Annotated in this window: 12 protein-coding genes and 1 riboswitch; of the genes, 8 read left to right on the plus strand and 4 right to left on the minus strand. The window is 53.8% G+C overall.

The features are described from left to right. Window positions 1–25: 25 nt before the first annotated feature. Window positions 26–2,677, minus strand: coding sequence for a phosphoenolpyruvate carboxylase (gene ppc, locus NA986_RS22360; RefSeq protein WP_001523795.1), 2,652 nt, complete (start codon window positions 2,675–2,677; stop codon window positions 26–28). 391 nt (window positions 2,678–3,068) lie between these two features. Beyond that, window positions 3,069–4,220: an acetylornithine deacetylase gene (argE, locus tag NA986_RS22365; RefSeq protein ID WP_000800201.1), complete on the minus strand. Its 1,152-nt coding sequence runs from the start codon at window positions 4,218–4,220 to the stop codon at window positions 3,069–3,071. Window positions 4,221–4,308: 88 nt separating this feature from the next. Between argE and argC the strand changes: the two genes are divergently transcribed. The 4 genes from argC to oxyR all read left to right on the plus strand — a co-directional run bounded on the left by argC (window position 4,309) and on the right by oxyR (window position 8,791). Then, complete coding sequence (gene argC / locus NA986_RS22370; protein WP_000935332.1) at window positions 4,309–5,313, plus strand: N-acetyl-gamma-glutamyl-phosphate reductase; 1,005 nt, start codon at window positions 4,309–4,311, stop codon at window positions 5,311–5,313. 7 nt (window positions 5,314–5,320) lie between these two features. Continuing rightward, window positions 5,321–6,097, plus strand: coding sequence for an acetylglutamate kinase (argB, locus tag NA986_RS22375; RefSeq protein ID WP_001575262.1), 777 nt, complete (start codon window positions 5,321–5,323; stop codon window positions 6,095–6,097). Between the two features lie 117 nt (window positions 6,098–6,214). Beyond that, window positions 6,215–7,591 carry an argininosuccinate lyase gene (argH, locus tag NA986_RS22380; protein ID WP_001230049.1) on the plus strand — a complete coding sequence of 459 codons (1,377 nt, stop codon included), beginning with the start codon at window positions 6,215–6,217 and terminating at the stop codon, window positions 7,589–7,591. A gap of 282 nt (window positions 7,592–7,873) precedes the next feature. Continuing rightward, window positions 7,874–8,791: a DNA-binding transcriptional regulator OxyR gene (gene oxyR / locus NA986_RS22385; RefSeq protein ID WP_001025919.1), complete on the plus strand. Its 918-nt coding sequence runs from the start codon at window positions 7,874–7,876 to the stop codon at window positions 8,789–8,791. Here oxyR and sthA read toward each other — a convergent pair. Beyond that, window positions 8,774–10,174, minus strand: a complete 1,401-nt coding sequence (gene sthA / locus NA986_RS22390) for a Si-specific NAD(P)(+) transhydrogenase (RefSeq protein WP_001120791.1) — start codon at window positions 10,172–10,174, stop codon at window positions 8,774–8,776. The genes oxyR and sthA overlap by 18 nt on opposite strands. 198 nt (window positions 10,175–10,372) lie before the next feature. Here sthA and fabR point away from each other — a divergent pair, with 198 nt between their 5' ends. Together fabR and NA986_RS22400 are read left to right on the plus strand one after the other, a co-directional pair. After that, on the plus strand, window positions 10,373–11,008 hold the full coding sequence (fabR, locus tag NA986_RS22395; protein WP_000971958.1) for an HTH-type transcriptional repressor FabR: 636 nt from the start codon (window positions 10,373–10,375) through the stop codon (window positions 11,006–11,008). A 15-nt stretch (window positions 11,009–11,023) separates the two neighbouring features. Beyond that, window positions 11,024–11,383 carry a YijD family membrane protein gene (locus NA986_RS22400; protein WP_000813838.1) on the plus strand — a complete coding sequence of 120 codons (360 nt, stop codon included), beginning with the start codon at window positions 11,024–11,026 and terminating at the stop codon, window positions 11,381–11,383. A gap of 46 nt (window positions 11,384–11,429) precedes the next feature. Here the strand turns inward: NA986_RS22400 and trmA are convergent, their stop codons facing one another. Next, window positions 11,430–12,530: a tRNA (uridine(54)-C5)-methyltransferase TrmA gene (gene trmA, locus NA986_RS22405; protein ID WP_000186981.1), complete on the minus strand. Its 1,101-nt coding sequence runs from the start codon at window positions 12,528–12,530 to the stop codon at window positions 11,430–11,432. A 114-nt stretch (window positions 12,531–12,644) separates the two neighbouring features. Then, a riboswitch (cobalamin riboswitch) is annotated at window positions 12,645–12,837 on the plus strand. 66 nt (window positions 12,838–12,903) lie between these two features. On the opposite strand from trmA, the gene btuB reads away from it, so the two are divergent. After that, on the plus strand, window positions 12,904–14,760 hold the full coding sequence (gene btuB, locus NA986_RS22410; RefSeq protein WP_000591415.1) for a TonB-dependent vitamin B12 receptor BtuB: 1,857 nt from the start codon (window positions 12,904–12,906) through the stop codon (window positions 14,758–14,760). Continuing rightward, entirely contained in the window at window positions 14,705–15,556 is an 852-nt protein-coding gene (murI, locus tag NA986_RS22415) for a glutamate racemase (protein ID WP_000201804.1), read from the plus strand. The genes btuB and murI overlap by 56 nt, the downstream gene beginning before the upstream one ends. Window positions 15,557–15,867: the final 311 nt, after the last annotated feature.

The following is a 15,867-nucleotide window of genomic DNA, read 5'->3' on the forward strand; positions in this document are numbered from 1 at the left end:
GCGTGAGGGCGGCTTTCTTTTGGCGTTAGCCGGTGTTGCGCATACCGGCAGCGACGCCCGCAATCGTGACCATCAACGCCTGTTCGACGCGAGGATCGGGCGATTTGCCCTGCTCTTCAGTCAGACGGGAACGATACAGCAACTCGGCCTGCAACACGTTTAATGGATCGGTATAAACGTTTCTTAACTGAATGGACTCCGCAATCCACGGTAAGTCGGCCATCAGGTGAGAATCGTTGGCAATCGCCAGCACCACTTTAATGTCTTCTTCCAGCAGGTCTCGTAGCTCTTTGCCCAGCGGCCATAGCGTTTTCGCCACCAGACGCTGATCGTAATAGTCGGCCAGCCACAGGTCGGCTTTCGAGAATACCATTTCCAGCATCCCAAGACGCGTGGAGAAGAACGGCCAGTCGCGGCACATGGCTTCCAGTTCGCTTTGTTTACCGTCTTCCACCACTTTTTGCAGCGCAGTACCCGCGCCCAGCCAGGCTGGCAGCATCAGGCGGTTTTGCGTCCAGGCGAAGATCCACGGAATCGCGCGCAGCGATTCGACGCCGCCAGTTGGACGACGTTTCGCCGGACGTGAGCCGAGCGGCAATTTGCCCAGCTCTTGTTCCGGCGTCGCGGAGCGGAAGTACGGTACAAAGTCTTTATTTTCGCGCACGTAGCCGCGGTAGGTTTCACAGGAGATGACGGAAAGCTCATCCATAATATGACGCCAGCTGTCTTTCGGTTCCGGCGGCGGCAGCAGGTTTGCTTCCAGAATTGCGCTGGTGTAGAGCGAGAGGCTGCTGACGGTGACTTCCGGCAGGCCGTATTTGAAGCGGATCATCTCGCCCTGCTCGGTCACGCGCAGACCGCCTTTCAGACTGCCTGGCGGTTGCGAAAGCAGCGCCGCGTGGGCTGGCGCGCCGCCACGGCCAATAGAGCCGCCGCGGCCGTGGAAGAGGGTGAGCTCGATGCCGGCTTTTTCACAGGTTTTGATCAGGGCGTCCTGCGCCTGATACTGCGCCCATGACGCGGCCATAACGCCGGCGTCTTTCGCCGAGTCGGAGTAGCCGATCATGACCATCTGCTTACCCTGAATCAGCCCGCGATACCAGTCGATATTCAACAACTGGGTCATCACGTCGTCGGCGTTGTTCAGGTCGTCGAGGGTTTCAAACAGCGGCGCGACCGGCATGGCAAAGCCGATACCAGCCTCTTTCAGCAGCAGATGCACAGCCAGCACATCAGACGGCGTTTTCGCCATTGAAATCACGTAGGCGGCGATCGACCCCTTTGGCGCTTCGGCAATAACCTTGCAGGTTTCAAGCACTTCGCGGGTATCGTTGCTCGGCTCCCAGTTACGCGGCAGCAGCGGACGTTTAGAGTTCAGTTCGCGGATCAGGAAGGCCTGCTTGTCGGCTTCCGACCAGCTTTCGTAGTCGCCAATACCGAGGTAGCGGGTAATTTCGCCCAGCGCTTCGGTATGGCGGGTGCTCTCCTGACGGATATCAATACGCACCAGCGGTACGCCGAAACACTTCACGCGGCGGAGCGTGTCGAGTAACTCGCCGTTGGCGATAATGCCCATGCCGCAGGCCTGTAACGACTGGTAGCAGGCGTACAGAGGTTCCCAGAGCTGCTCGTTTTGCGTCAGCAGGCCAGCCGGTTTGGGCAGCTTCTCGCCTTTCAGACGCGCTTCCAGCCAGGACTGGGTCGCCATCAGACGGGCGCGCAATTTTTTCATCAGGTAGCGATACGGCTCAGACGCGCCTTCTTCGCCCACTAACGCCAGCAGCTCCGGCGTGGCGTTGACCATCGACAGTTCTGATACCAGAACATGAATGTCTTTCAGGAACAGATCGGTGGCTTTCCAGCGGCTTAACAAGAGTACGTGGCGGGTGATATCCGCCGTCACGTTCGGGTTGCCGTCACGGTCGCCGCCCATCCACGAGGTAAAACGTACCGGCACAAAATCCACCGGCAATTTGTAGCCGAGATTTTCTTCCAGTTGTTCGTTCAGTTCACGCAGATAGTTAGGTACGCCCTGCCACAGGCTGTTCTCAACCACGGCGAAGCCCCATTTGGCTTCATCCACCGGGCTTGGGCGCTGCTTGCGGATCTCATCCGTATGCCAGGATTGGGCAATCAACTGGCGCAGGCGACGCATCACCTGGTGACGTTCGTAGTCGGCGATATCGGTATTATCAAGCTGTTTCAGACAGTTGTTGATTTCACCCATCTTGTGAATAAGCGTACGGCGGGTAATTTCTGTCGGGTGGGCGGTTAGCACTAACTCCAAAGACAGCGACTCTACCGCTTTTTTGATGGTTGCGTCGTTGAGGTCCGGTTGGTTTTTCAGTTTACGCAGAGTGCGGGCAATCACTTCCGGGTTGCTGGCGGCTTCGCCTTTTGGCGAAATGCTGTGGTATTGCTCGGCAGTATTGGCCAGGTTCAGAAACTGACTAAACGCGCGCGCAACTGGCAGCAGCTCGTCATTAGACAAATTTTGTAGCGTGGTGAGCAGCTCCTGGCGATTAGCTTCATTGCCGGCGCGTGAAGATTTGGATAGCTTACGGATTGTTTCTACGCGATCAAGAATGTGTTCTCCCAGCGCATCCTTGATGGTTTCTCCCAGCACCTTGCCGAGCATACTGACATTACTACGCAACGCGGAATATTGTTCGTTCATATGATCCCAGACACCCCATCTCTGTTGTAATTGTCCTGCATCTTTCACGCTGCGGCGGCGTTGGCTGCGCTCTCCCACCCAGGTCACTTACTTATGTAAGCTCCCTGGGATGTGCTCGTTTGCCGTCTTGCCGCAACGCGAAATCTTTCGGACCAAGCTTTTTCACATCACTTCTCATCTTTATAAAGCCACGTAAAACCCGTGGCGTCAATTACTGCGAAATCGGTTCAGCAAACGAAAAAATGGCGGTAATTTATTAAAGTTAATTCGCATCGTGCCAAATAAGAAATGCTTATGAACATGTGGCGTAGAGATGCCGGATGGCGCTGCGCTTATCCGGCCTACAAGACGGGGTAGGCCCGGTAAACATCGCGTCACCGGGCAATATGCATTAATGCCAGCAAAAATGGTGTACTACCTGGGTAATCAATTCCCGGGTTGGCTTAATAAAACGCGTTTCGAGATATTCATCCGGCTGATGCGCCTGATTAATTGAGCCCGGACCAAGCACCAGCGTTGGGCATAATGTCTGCATAAACGGCGCTTCAGTACAGTAGTTCACCACGTCGGTTTTCGTACCCAACAGTTTTTCTACTACTTCAACCAGTTGGTGGTCCGGTGGACACTCGTAACCTGGAATCGGCGGATGTAATTCCGCCACCGTCAGGCGGCCCGGCCAGCGTTCGCTTACCGGGGCCAGCGCGTCGTTAAGCAGTCCATTAAGGTCGTTTAACGTCATGCCCGGCAGTGGACGAATATCCATATGCAATTCGCAGCAGGCGCAGATACGGTTTGAGGCATCGCCGCCGTGGATATGGCCCAGATTCAGCGTTGGATACGGAACGGTAAACGCCTCGTAGTGATACCGCGCTTTCAGCGAGTCACGCAGTTGCATGATGTGGCCAATCGCATCGTGCATCAGTTCAATGGCGTTAACCCCACGCGCCGGGTCGCTGGAATGACCGGACTGCCCCAGGACGCGAACGACATTAGAGATATGCCCTTTGTGCGCGCGTATCGGTTGCAACGACGTCGGTTCGCCAATGATCGCGCAGTCCGGACGTAATGCCGTGGTTTCGGAAAAATAACGCGCCCCCGCCATGCTGGTCTCTTCATCGGCGGTCGCCAGAATGTAGAGCGGCTTTTTCAACTTTGTGACGTCAACGTCACGTAGCGCGTCCAGAATAAAAGCGAAGAAGCCTTTCATATCCGCAGTGCCCAGGCCATAGAGCTTATTGTCGTGCTCGGTCAGCGTGAACGGGTCGCGCGTCCAGCGTCCGTCATCAAAGGGAACCGTGTCGGTATGGCCGGTCAGCAGCAAACCGCCCGCGCCATGTCCGGTGCTGGCGAGCATATTAAATTTGTTTCGCGTTCCTGGAACCGGCTGAACCTCTACGTTGAAACCAAGATCCCTGAACCAGCCTGCAAGCAAAGTGATTAAAGACGCATTACTTTGATCCAGGGATTCTTCGGTTGCGCTTATCGACGGTGTGGCAATCAGAGCGCGGTAAATCTCGATAAATGGCGGTAAAACGTTTTTCATTGTTGACACACCTCAGGTCATGATAGTATCAATATTCATGCATTAATTATGAATAAAAATACATTAACGTTGAGCATAAAGGAACCCGATGTTGAATACGCTGATTGTAGGCGCTAGCGGTTATGCGGGCGCAGAGCTTGTAAGCTACGTAAATCGCCACCCACATATGACCATAACCGCTTTGACCGTCTCAGCGCAAAGCAATGATGCAGGAAAGTTAATTTCTGATTTACATCCGCAGTTAAAAGGGATTGTCGACCTGCCATTGCAACCGATGTCGGATGTACGTGATTTTAGTGCAGATGTTGATGTGGTGTTCCTGGCGACAGCGCATGAAGTGAGCCACGATCTGGCGCCGCAGTTTTTACAGGCCGGATGCGTCGTATTCGATCTTTCCGGCGCGTTTCGGGTAAACGATCGCGCCTTCTATGAAAAGTACTACGGATTTACTCATCAGTATCCTGAGCTGCTGGAGCAGGCGGTGTACGGTCTGGCGGAGTGGAATGCCGATAAACTGAACACGGCGAATCTGATTGCGGTTCCTGGTTGCTATCCAACCGCAGCGCAGTTGTCGCTAAAACCGCTGATTGACGGCGGGCTTCTGGATCTGACGCAGTGGCCGGTAATTAATGCCACCAGCGGGGTGAGCGGCGCGGGGCGCAAGGCAGCAATTTCGAACAGTTTCTGTGAAGTGAGTTTGCAACCGTATGGCGTGTTTACGCATCGTCATCAGCCGGAAATCGCCGCCCATCTGGGTGCGGAGGTCATCTTCACCCCGCATCTGGGGAATTTTCCGCGCGGGATTCTGGAAACCATTACCTGCCGCCTGAAAGCGGGAGTAACTCATGCGCAGGTCGCCGACGTGTTGCAAAAAGCCTATGGCGACAAACCGCTGGTGCGCCTGTATGACAAAGGCGTTCCGGCGTTAAAGAACGTCGTCGGGCTGCCGTTCTGCGATATTGGTTTTGCCGTCCAGGGCGAACATCTGATTGTGGTGGCAACCGAAGACAACTTGTTGAAAGGCGCAGCGGCGCAGGCAGTACAGTGCGCTAATATTCGTTTTGGCTTCGCTGAAACGCAGTCTCTTATTTAAGGGTGAAATGATGAATCCATTAATTATCAAGCTGGGTGGCGTATTACTGGATAGCGAAGAGGCTCTGGAACGTCTTTTTACCGCGCTGGTCAACTATCGTGAGTCCCATCAGCGTCCGCTGGTGATTGTTCATGGCGGCGGTTGCGTGGTGGATGAGCTGATGAAAGGGCTGAATTTGCCAGTGAAAAAGAAAGACGGCCTGCGCGTGACGCCTGCCGATCAGATTGGCATCATTACCGGCGCGCTGGCGGGAACCGCTAACAAAACTCTGCTGGCCTGGGCGAAGAAACACCATATCGCCTCTGTTGGTCTGTTTCTGGGCGATGGCGACAGCGTAAACGTGACCCAACTCGATGAAGCGTTAGGCCACGTCGGGCTGGCGCAGCCGGGGTCGCCGAAGCTGATTAACATGTTGCTGGAAAACGGCTTTCTGCCGGTGGTCAGCTCCATTGGCGTAACAGACGACGGCCAACTGATGAACGTCAACGCCGATCAGGCGGCAACCGCGCTGGCGGCGACGCTGGGGGCCGATCTGATCCTGCTTTCCGACGTGAGCGGTATTCTGGACGGCAAAGGCCAGCGTATCGCCGAAATGACGGCGTCCAAAGCCGAGCAGCTTATCGACCAGGGCATTATTACCGACGGGATGATTGTGAAAGTGAATGCGGCTCTCGATGCTGCGCGGGCGCTGGGTCGCCCGGTGGATATCGCTTCCTGGCGTCATGCGGAGCAACTGCCGGCGCTGTTTAACGGCACGCCGATTGGCACGCGTATTCTGGCTTAACTATTTGTTCGCCCGATGGCGGCTGCGCCTTATCAGGCCTACGTGAACAGAAATTGTAAGCCGGATAAGCGTAGCGCTATCCGGCAGTGAAATTCGAAGAATTTAAGGAAGTCTATTATGGCACTTTGGGGTGGGCGTTTTACACAGGCGGCAGACCAGCGGTTTAAACAATTCAATGATTCGTTGCGCTTCGATTACCGTCTGGCGGAGCAGGATATTGTCGGTTCTGTGGCCTGGTCCAAAGCATTGGTCACGGTAGGCGTACTGACTGCCGATGAGCAACGACAGTTGGAAGAAGCGCTGAACGTGCTGCTGGAGGAGGTTCGCGCGAATCCGCAGCAAATCCTGCAAAGCGATGCGGAAGATATCCATAGCTGGGTGGAAGGTAAGCTCATCGACAAAGTGGGCCAGTTGGGTAAAAAGCTGCACACCGGGCGCAGCCGTAACGATCAGGTGGCGACGGACCTGAAACTGTGGTGCAAAGAGACGGTGAGGGAACTGCTTACCGCTAACCGCCAGCTACAGAGCGCGCTGGTGGAAACCGCGCAGGCGAACCAGGACGCGGTAATGCCGGGATATACCCATCTGCAACGCGCGCAGCCAGTGACTTTCGCCCACTGGTGTCTCGCGTATGTCGAAATGCTGGCGCGCGATGAAAGCCGCCTGCAGGACACGCTTAAACGTCTGGACGTGAGTCCGCTAGGTTGCGGCGCGTTGGCGGGAACGGCCTATGAAATTGACCGTGAACAATTGGCAGGCTGGCTGGGCTTTGCGTCTGCGACCCGCAACAGCCTGGACAGCGTGTCCGATCGTGACCACGTACTGGAATTGCTTTCTGATGCGGCTATCGGCATGGTGCATCTGTCACGCTTCGCGGAAGATCTGATTTTCTTTAATTCTGGTGAAGCGGGTTTTGTAGAGCTTTCTGACCGCGTGACTTCCGGTTCATCGTTAATGCCGCAGAAGAAAAACCCGGACGCGCTGGAGCTGATTCGCGGTAAGTGCGGTCGCGTACAAGGGGCGCTAACCGGCATGATGATGACTTTAAAAGGTCTGCCGCTGGCGTACAACAAAGATATGCAGGAAGACAAAGAAGGGCTGTTCGATGCGCTCGATACCTGGCTTGACTGCCTGCATATGGCGGCGTTGGTGCTGGACGGTATTCAGGTGAAACGCCCACGTTGTCAGGACGCGGCGCAACAGGGGTATGCCAACGCCACGGAGCTGGCGGATTACCTGGTCGCGAAAGGCGTGCCGTTCCGCGAAGCGCACCATATTGTCGGCGAAGCGGTGGTAGAAGCTATTCGCCAGGGTAAGCCGCTGGAAGCGTTGCCGCTGGCCGATTTACAGAAATTCAGCCGCGTGATTGGCGACGATGTGTATCCGATATTGTCTTTGCAGTCGTGTCTGGATAAACGGGCGGCAAAAGGCGGCGTTTCTCCGCAGCAGGTGGCGCAGGCCATCAACGATGCGAAGGCGCGCCTCGCGTTATAAGCCTTATAAGCGTAGCGCCATCAGGTAATACTGCCCGGCCGAGCATCAGCGACGCCGGGTTTTTTACGCAAAAAAAAGCGGACCAGAGGTCCGCAAAAGTTCACGTTGGCTTTAGTTATTTCGGGTTCGAGAGATACCCTCTGAACGGGCGGTGTCTTCAAGGGTTAAACGAGAAACCGCTCCGTTCTGTGATGTATTATTAATCAGAAAGGTTGATAGGGATAATCGTTCGTTGCTATGCTACCTATCGCCATGAACTATCGTGGCGACGGAGGATGAATAATGAATATTCGTGATCTTGAATATCTGGTGGCGTTAGCCGAACATCGCCATTTCCGGCGAGCGGCGGACTCCTGTCACGTCAGCCAGCCAACCCTTAGCGGGCAAATACGTAAGCTGGAAGATGAACTGGGCGTTATGCTGCTGGAGCGTACGAGCCGTAAAGTGCTGTTTACCCAGGCGGGCTTACTGCTGGTGGATCAGGCGCGTACCGTACTGCGTGAGGTCAAGGTGCTCAAGGAGATGGCAAGCCAACAAGGCGAGACGATGTCCGGCCCGCTGCATATTGGTTTAATCCCAACAATTGGTCCCTATTTGCTGCCGCTTATCATTCCAATGTTGCACCAGACTTTCCCGAAGCTGGAAATGTATCTGCATGAGGCGCAAACGCACCAGCTGTTAGCGCAACTCGATAGCGGCAAGCTTGACTGCGCTATTCTGGCGCTGGTGAAAGAGAGCGAGGCGTTTATCGAAGTGCCGCTGTTTGATGAGCCCATGATGCTGGCTATTTATGAGGATCATCCGTGGGCGAATCGCGATCGCGTGCCGATGTCCGATCTGGCGGGCGAGAAATTGCTGATGCTGGAAGATGGCCACTGTTTGCGCGATCAGGCGATGGGGTTTTGTTTTGAAGCGGGAGCGGATGAAGATACCCATTTCCGGGCGACCAGTCTGGAAACGCTGCGCAACATGGTGGCGGCGGGCAGTGGTATTACACTACTCCCCGCGCTGGCCGTACCGCAGGAGCGTAAGCGCGACGGCGTGGTTTATCTGCCATGCATTAAGCCCGAGCCGCGTCGTACCGTGGGGCTGGTTTATCGCCCGGGATCGCCGCTGCGTAGCCGTTATGAGCAACTGGCAGAGGCCATCCGTGGCGCAATGGATGGCCATTTCGACAAGGCGTTAAAACAGGCGGTTTAAGCCGTTCAACGCCGCAACCCGATAAGCTTCCGCCATGGTTGGGTAGTTAAAGGTGGTGTTAACGAAGTATTCGATGGTGTTACCGCCACCTTTCTGCTCCATGATCGCCTGGCCGATATGAATAATTTCGGCGGCGCGTTCGCCAAAGCAGTGAATCCCCAGAATTTCTTTGGTTTCGCGGTGGAAGAGAATTTTTAGCGTGCCGACGTTCATGCCGACGATTTGCGCTCGCGCCAGATGCTTAAACTGCGCGCGGCCCACTTCGTAAGGCACTTTCATTGCCGTTAACTGCTGCTCGGTTTTGCCGACAGAACTGATTTCCGGAATGGTATAAATCCCGGTGGGGATATCTTCGATAAGATGCGCGGTCGCTTCGCCTTTCACCAGCGCCTGCGCTGCAATACGCCCCTGATCGTAGGCGGCGGAGGCCAGACTGGGATAGCCAATCACGTCGCCCACCGCATAGACGTGCGGCAGGGCGGTCTGGTACATACTGTTGACTTTGAGCTGTCCACGGCTATCTGTTTCCAGACCAATATTCTCCAGCGCCAGCGAATCGGTGTTACCGGTACGGCCATTAGCATAAAGCAGGCAGTCAGCCTTCAGTTTTTTGCCGGATTTCAGGTGCATGATGACGCCATCATCGCAGCCTTCGATTTTCTCATACTCTTCATTGTGGCGAATAACCACGCCGCTATTCCAGAAATGGTAAGAGAGAGAGTCGGACATCTCCTGATCGAGAAAGGCCAGCAGGCGATCGCGGGTGTTGATCAGATCCACTTTCACATCCATACCGCGGAAGATGGACGCATATTCGCAGCCGATAACGCCAGCGCCGTAAATAATAACGTGGCGCGGTTCATGGTGGAGACTCAGGATTGAGTCGCTGTCATAAATGCGCGGATGCGAGAAATCCACATCACTGGGATGGTAAGGACGCGAACCACAGGCAATAACAAATTTTTCTGCCGTCAGGGTTTCAACCGTGCCGTCATGGCATTCCAGCGCCAGGGTATGTTCGTCAATAAAATGGGCGTTGCCCTGCAAGATTTCACAGTGGTTACGCTCATAAAACCCCTGACGCATACGCGTTTGTTGATTAATCACATTATCGGCATGATTAAGGATATCGGCGAAAGAAGAACGAAGGAGACGGGAGTGGTCGCTATAGAGCGGGTTTTGATTAAATTCAATAATGCGGCTGACGGCGTGGCGAAGGGCTTTGGATGGGATGGTGCCCCAGTGGGTACATCCGCCGCCAACGTTATGATAACGCTCAATCACCGCGACGCGTGCTCCTTGCTTAACCAGACCCATTGCAGCGCCTTCACCGCCGGGGCCTGACCCTATGACGACTGCATCATAATCCCAGGAATGTGGCATGGTATTACTCACCTGTTTTTATACATAAAATAAACACGATGATAACATTTGCCCAGCTTTAACCCAATTATCGTTGTGCTTTTTTGCGAAGCCGGAGCACAAACTGTCTGTAAACAATCATTCACAATCCAGTGTGAACCCGTTACTTTTATTCTCTGGTATAGTGCCGAATAAGGCATATGGAAGGATTCAGACATTGTGATGGGTGTTAGAGCGCAACAAAAAGAAAAAACCCGGCGTTCGCTGGTGGAAGCCGCATTCAGCCAACTGAGCGCTGAGCGGAGTTTCGCCAGCCTGAGTTTGCGTGAGGTGGCGCGTGAAGCGGGCATTGCGCCAACGTCGTTTTACCGTCATTTTCGCGATGTCGATGAACTCGGTCTGACGATGGTGGATGAAAGCGGTCTGATGCTGCGTCAGTTGATGCGTCAGGCGCGACAGCGTATCGCGAAAGGCGGCAGCGTCATTCGCACGTCGGTCTCCACATTTATGGAGTTTATCGGCAACAACCCCAACGCCTTCCGTCTGTTATTGCGTGAGCGTTCCGGCACTTCAGCGGCGTTTCGTGCCGCCGTCGCACGGGAGATTCAGCACTTTATTGCGGAACTTGCCGACTATCTGGAACTCGAAAACCATATGCCGCGCGCGTTTACTGAAGCCCAGGCCGAAGCGATGGTAACTATTGTCTTTAGCGCGGGCGCAGAGGCGTTGGACATCGGCGCTGAACAGCGTCGGCAATTAGAAGAGCGGCTGGTATTGCAACTGCGCATGATTGCGAAAGGGGCGTATTACTGGTATCGCCGTGAGCAAGAGAAAATAGCACATCATTCCGAATAACGTGAAGGACGAGTAATGAAACAGTCAGGTCAAGATAAAGGTACGCTGTTGCTGGCGCTCATCGCTGGCTTATCGATTAACGGCACATTCGCGGCGCTGTTTAGCGCTATTGTGCCGTTCTCCGTATTCCCGGTTATCTCGCTGGTGCTGACGGTATATTGTCTGCATCAGCGCTACCAAAATCGTACTATGCCGGTAGGTTTGCCGGGGTTGGCCGCCGCCTGTTTCATTCTTGGCGTTTTACTGTATAGCACCGTGGTGCGTGCAGAATATCCGGATATTGGCTCTAATTTCTTCCCGGCGGTGCTGTCGGTGATTCTGGTATTCTGGATTGGCTTTAAACTGCGTAACCGCAAGCAGGACACCGCGGAATAGTGTGCGAATGCCGGATGGCGGTATAACCGGCCATCCGACGTACATTTTACCTTGCGGTGAGTAATACTCCGCATTCCATATGATGCGTATACGGGAACTGATCGAATAGCGCCAGGCGAGACACCGTGTGCGTCTGGCTTAACGTTTCCAGGTTTTTGCACAACGTTTCCGGATTGCAGGAAATGTACAGAATACGTGGATAAGCCTGCACCATTTTTTCCGTTTCGCTGTCCAGACCGCTACGCGGCGGATCGACAAAAATGGTTTCGCACTGATAGCGCTTCAGGTCGATCCCCTGCAGGCGATTAAACTCACGAACGCCGTTCATCGCCTGGGTAAACTCTTCCGCCGCCATGCGAATAATTTGCACATTATCAATATGATTAGCGGCAATATTGTACTGTGCGGCAGCGACGGACGGTTTGGCGATTTCGGTTGCCAGCACGCGGTTAAAATTGCGCGCCAGCGCTAAAGAAAAATTGCCGTTGCCGCAATACAACTCAAGCAGATCGCCTTTTGAGTCTTTCGTCACCTCCAGCGCCCACTCTAACATCTGAATATTCATGGCGGCGTTTGGCTGCGTAAAGCTGTTTTCGACCTGGCGGTAGATCATCTCTTTACCTGCCACAGGCAGACGCTCATCAATATAATCCTGATCCAATTCGATTTTAGTTTTAGTGGCCCGGCCAATCAGGTGTACGTTCAGACCTTGCGCGCGTAAAGCATCGCGTAACGCAGTGGCGGCTTCACGCCACTCTTCGTCCAGCTTCTTATGGTACAGCAACGACACTACCGCCTGGTTGCTCAAGGTCGTGAGATAATCGATCTGGAACAGCTTATGCCGCAGTGCATGATTATCGCGCACGCCGGCAATCATCGCCTTCATTAAGGTATTAATCAGTTGGCTGGCCGCCGGGAAGGTGTCAACGCGAATCCGGCTTTTGGTCTGCTGATCAAACATAATGTGGTACAGGTCATCGCCGTCATGCCACAGGCGAAATTCCGCACGCATACGATAGTGACTGACCGGCGAGCGAAATACTTCCGGAACCAGGCCAGAAAACGGCGCCATCATACTCTGCAAGCGCGCCACTTTTTCGGCCAGCTGCGCCTCATACTGTTCTGTCGGAAGATGTTCGGGGGTCATATCGCATCCTGAATAATAAAAGTACGCGGGGATTGTAGGGATTGCTCAGTGGATGTCCAGCTATTGATGATTTCTGATTTGTGATGCGCGGTCTGGACAGGGTGTTGTGACAGACGGTAGCATCCGTGGGCCGGTCCTGTGAGTTAATAGGGAATCCAGTGAAAATCTGGAGCTGACGCGCAGCGGTAAGGAAAGGTGAGATGAGAGCGTAAGCAGACACTGCCTCCGGCGGGAAGTCATCATTTCTGCTATCCAGCCAACGGATAACCCTCCAAGCCCGAAGACCTGCCGGCTAACGTCGCATCTGGTTTTTCATCATCGCGTACTATCGATGAAGCCTGCGGCATCCTTCTTATATTGTGGATGCTTTACAATGATTAAAAAAGCTACGCTGCTGACGGCGTTCTCCGTCACGGCCTTTTCCGCTTGGGCGCAGGACACTAGCCCGGATACCCTGGTTGTCACCGCCAACCGTTTTCAGCAGCCTGTAAACTCTGTTTTGGCGCCAACCGATGTCGTCACCCGCGAGGATATTCAGCGCTGGCAGTCAAAAGATCTTAATGACGTAATGCGCCGTCTTCCTGGTGTGGATATTTCACAGAGTGGCGGAATGGGGAAGAGTTCCTCGCTGTATGTTCGTGGCACCGAATCGCGGCATGTCCTGGTACTGATTGATGGTGTGCCGATGGCGCGGGCGGGCATTAGTAACGCGATTGATATTGGTCAGCTTCCGGTGTCGTTAGTGCAGCGCATTGAATACATTCGCGGACCGCGTTCAGCGGTGTACGGTTCTGGCGCGATTGGCGGCGTCGTCAATATTATTACGATGAGCAATGACGAGAAATCACAGATCAACGCCGGTATGGGATCGGATGGCTACCAGACCTATGATGGGATTATGAATAAACGGTTTGGCGATACGATTGTAACTGCTGCCGGGGCGTATGAGACGACCAGGGGTTTTAACATTCAGCCTGACTCTCCCTATAACGGGGACAGTGACCGGGACGGCTACCGCAATAAGTTGTTCTGGGGAGGCGTACAGCATAAGTTTAACGATAACGTCTCCGGTTTCTTTCGCGGCTATGGTTATACGGCGAATAGCGATTACGATCAGGGTTCATATGGTTATGTTGGCGGCAATGATGAGGCCCAGAATTACACCCAATCTTGGGATGCTGGCCTGCAATACAGTTCTGGCATCTATTCTTCTCAGCTGATCGCCAATTATCAACATATTAAAGATTACAACTACAGTAACGATCTTGGTCGGTATGCGGGGGATGCCTCGCTGGATAACATGGAGCAGCGTTATATTCAATGGGGTAATAGTGTTGAAGTTGGGCACGGAGCGGTTAGCGGTGGGGCTGACTGGAAACAGGAAAAACTGACCTCCAGTAGTACAACGAAGGCCGATACTTACAAACGTGATACCACCGGGCTCTATCTGACCGGACAGCAACAAATCGATAGTGTCACGTTGGAAGCTTCTGGCCGTGAAGATCATGATGAGCAGTTCGGCTGGCATGGGACATGGCAGACCGCAACGGGCTGGGAGTTTGTTGATGGTTATCGGGCAACTCTCTCCTATGGTACGGGGTTCCTGGCACCGTCCCTTGGGCAGCAATATGGCGCGACGCGTTTTGCATCTTCTTATGGGCCTGGTATTGCCGCTAACCCAAACCTAAAGCCGGAAGAATCCAGGCAGTGGGAGGCCGGCATTGATGGGCTGACCGGACCGCTGGATTGGCGCCTTTCTGCATATCATTATAAGGTTCAAAACCTGATCGATTATAAAGATAATCAATACGTTAATCTGAAGTCGGCCACCATTAAAGGTCTGGAGTGGACCGGAAATATCACCACTGGCCCGGTAGATCACCACCTGACGCTGCAATACGTCGATCCGCGTGATGATGAAACCAATAAGGTTCTCTATCGCCGTGCTAAGCAGCAGGTAAAGTATGAGCTGACCGGACAGATTTTTGAACTCGGCTGGAATGTGATGTATCAGTACCTCGGCGAACGTTACGATAAAGACTACGACAATAATAGAGATGTAAAAATGGGCGGCTTGAGCTTGTGGGATATTGGAGTTTCATATCCGGTCACCTCACATCTGACAGTTCGTGGTAAAATAGCCAACCTGTTCGACAAAGATTACGAGACAGTTTATGGCTACCAAACTGCAGGACGAGAATACACCTTGTCTGGCAGCTACACCTTCTGAACCACGTCCCACCGTGCTGGTATTTGATTCCGGCGTCGGTGGATTGTCGGTCTATGATGAGATCCGGCGGCTCCTGCCGGATCTCCACTATATATATGCTTTCGATAACGTGGCGTTCCCCTACGGGGAAAAGAGCGAAACGTTTATCGTCGAGCGCGTTGTCGAGATTGTGACTGCGGTACAGCAGCGCTATCCCCTTTCACTGGCGGTGATTGCCTGCAATACCGCCAGTACGGTCTCACTTCCCGCATTACGTGAAAAGTTTGCCTTCCCGGTGGTGGGCGTTGTGCCTGCGATTAAACCAGCGGCGCGGCTGACCGCCAATGGCGTTGTCGGGCTACTGGCGACGAGAGCGACGGTCAAACGTCCTTATACTCACGAGCTGATTGCGCGCTTCGCTAATGAATGTCAGATAGCCATGTTGGGGTCGGCAGAACTGGTGGAACTGGCGGAAGCGAAATTACATGGCGACTCGGTCTCGCTGGAAGAGCTGCGCCGCATATTACGCCCATGGCTACGAATGCCGGAGCCGCCTGACACGGTCGTTCTGGGGTGTACGCATTTCCCTCTATTACGGGACGAGCTTTTGCAAGTCCTGCCCGAAGGGACGCGGTTAGTGGATTCCGGCGCGGCGATAGCGCGTCGTACAGCCTGGCTGTTGGAACATGAAGCGCCGGATGCGAAATCAACCGATGCCAATATTGCTTATTGCATGGCAATGACGCCAGGAGCTGAACAATTATTACCCGTTTTACAGCGTTATGGCTTTGAAACGCTCGAAAAACTGGCGGTTTAATGGCGTTTTGGGTAAATACCAGGCACTTGAGAAATTATTTTAAATTTCCTCTTGTCAGGCAGAAATAACTCCCTATAATGCGCCACCACTGACACGGAACAACGGCACACAGGCCGCCGGGTCAGCGGGGTTCAGACCAGAACCTCACGGAGAAAAGCGAAAATAAACGCTTGACTCTGAAGCGGGAAAGCGTAATATGCACACCCCGCGCCGCTGAGAAAAAGCGAAGCGGCACTGCTCTTTAACAATTTATCAGACAATCTGTGTGGGCACTCGAAGATACGGATTCTTGACGTCCTCGGACGAAAAAT

The organism is Salmonella sp. NW177, assembly GCF_051811585.1.
GTDB classification, from domain to species: domain Bacteria; phylum Pseudomonadota; class Gammaproteobacteria; order Enterobacterales; family Enterobacteriaceae; genus Salmonella; species Salmonella enterica.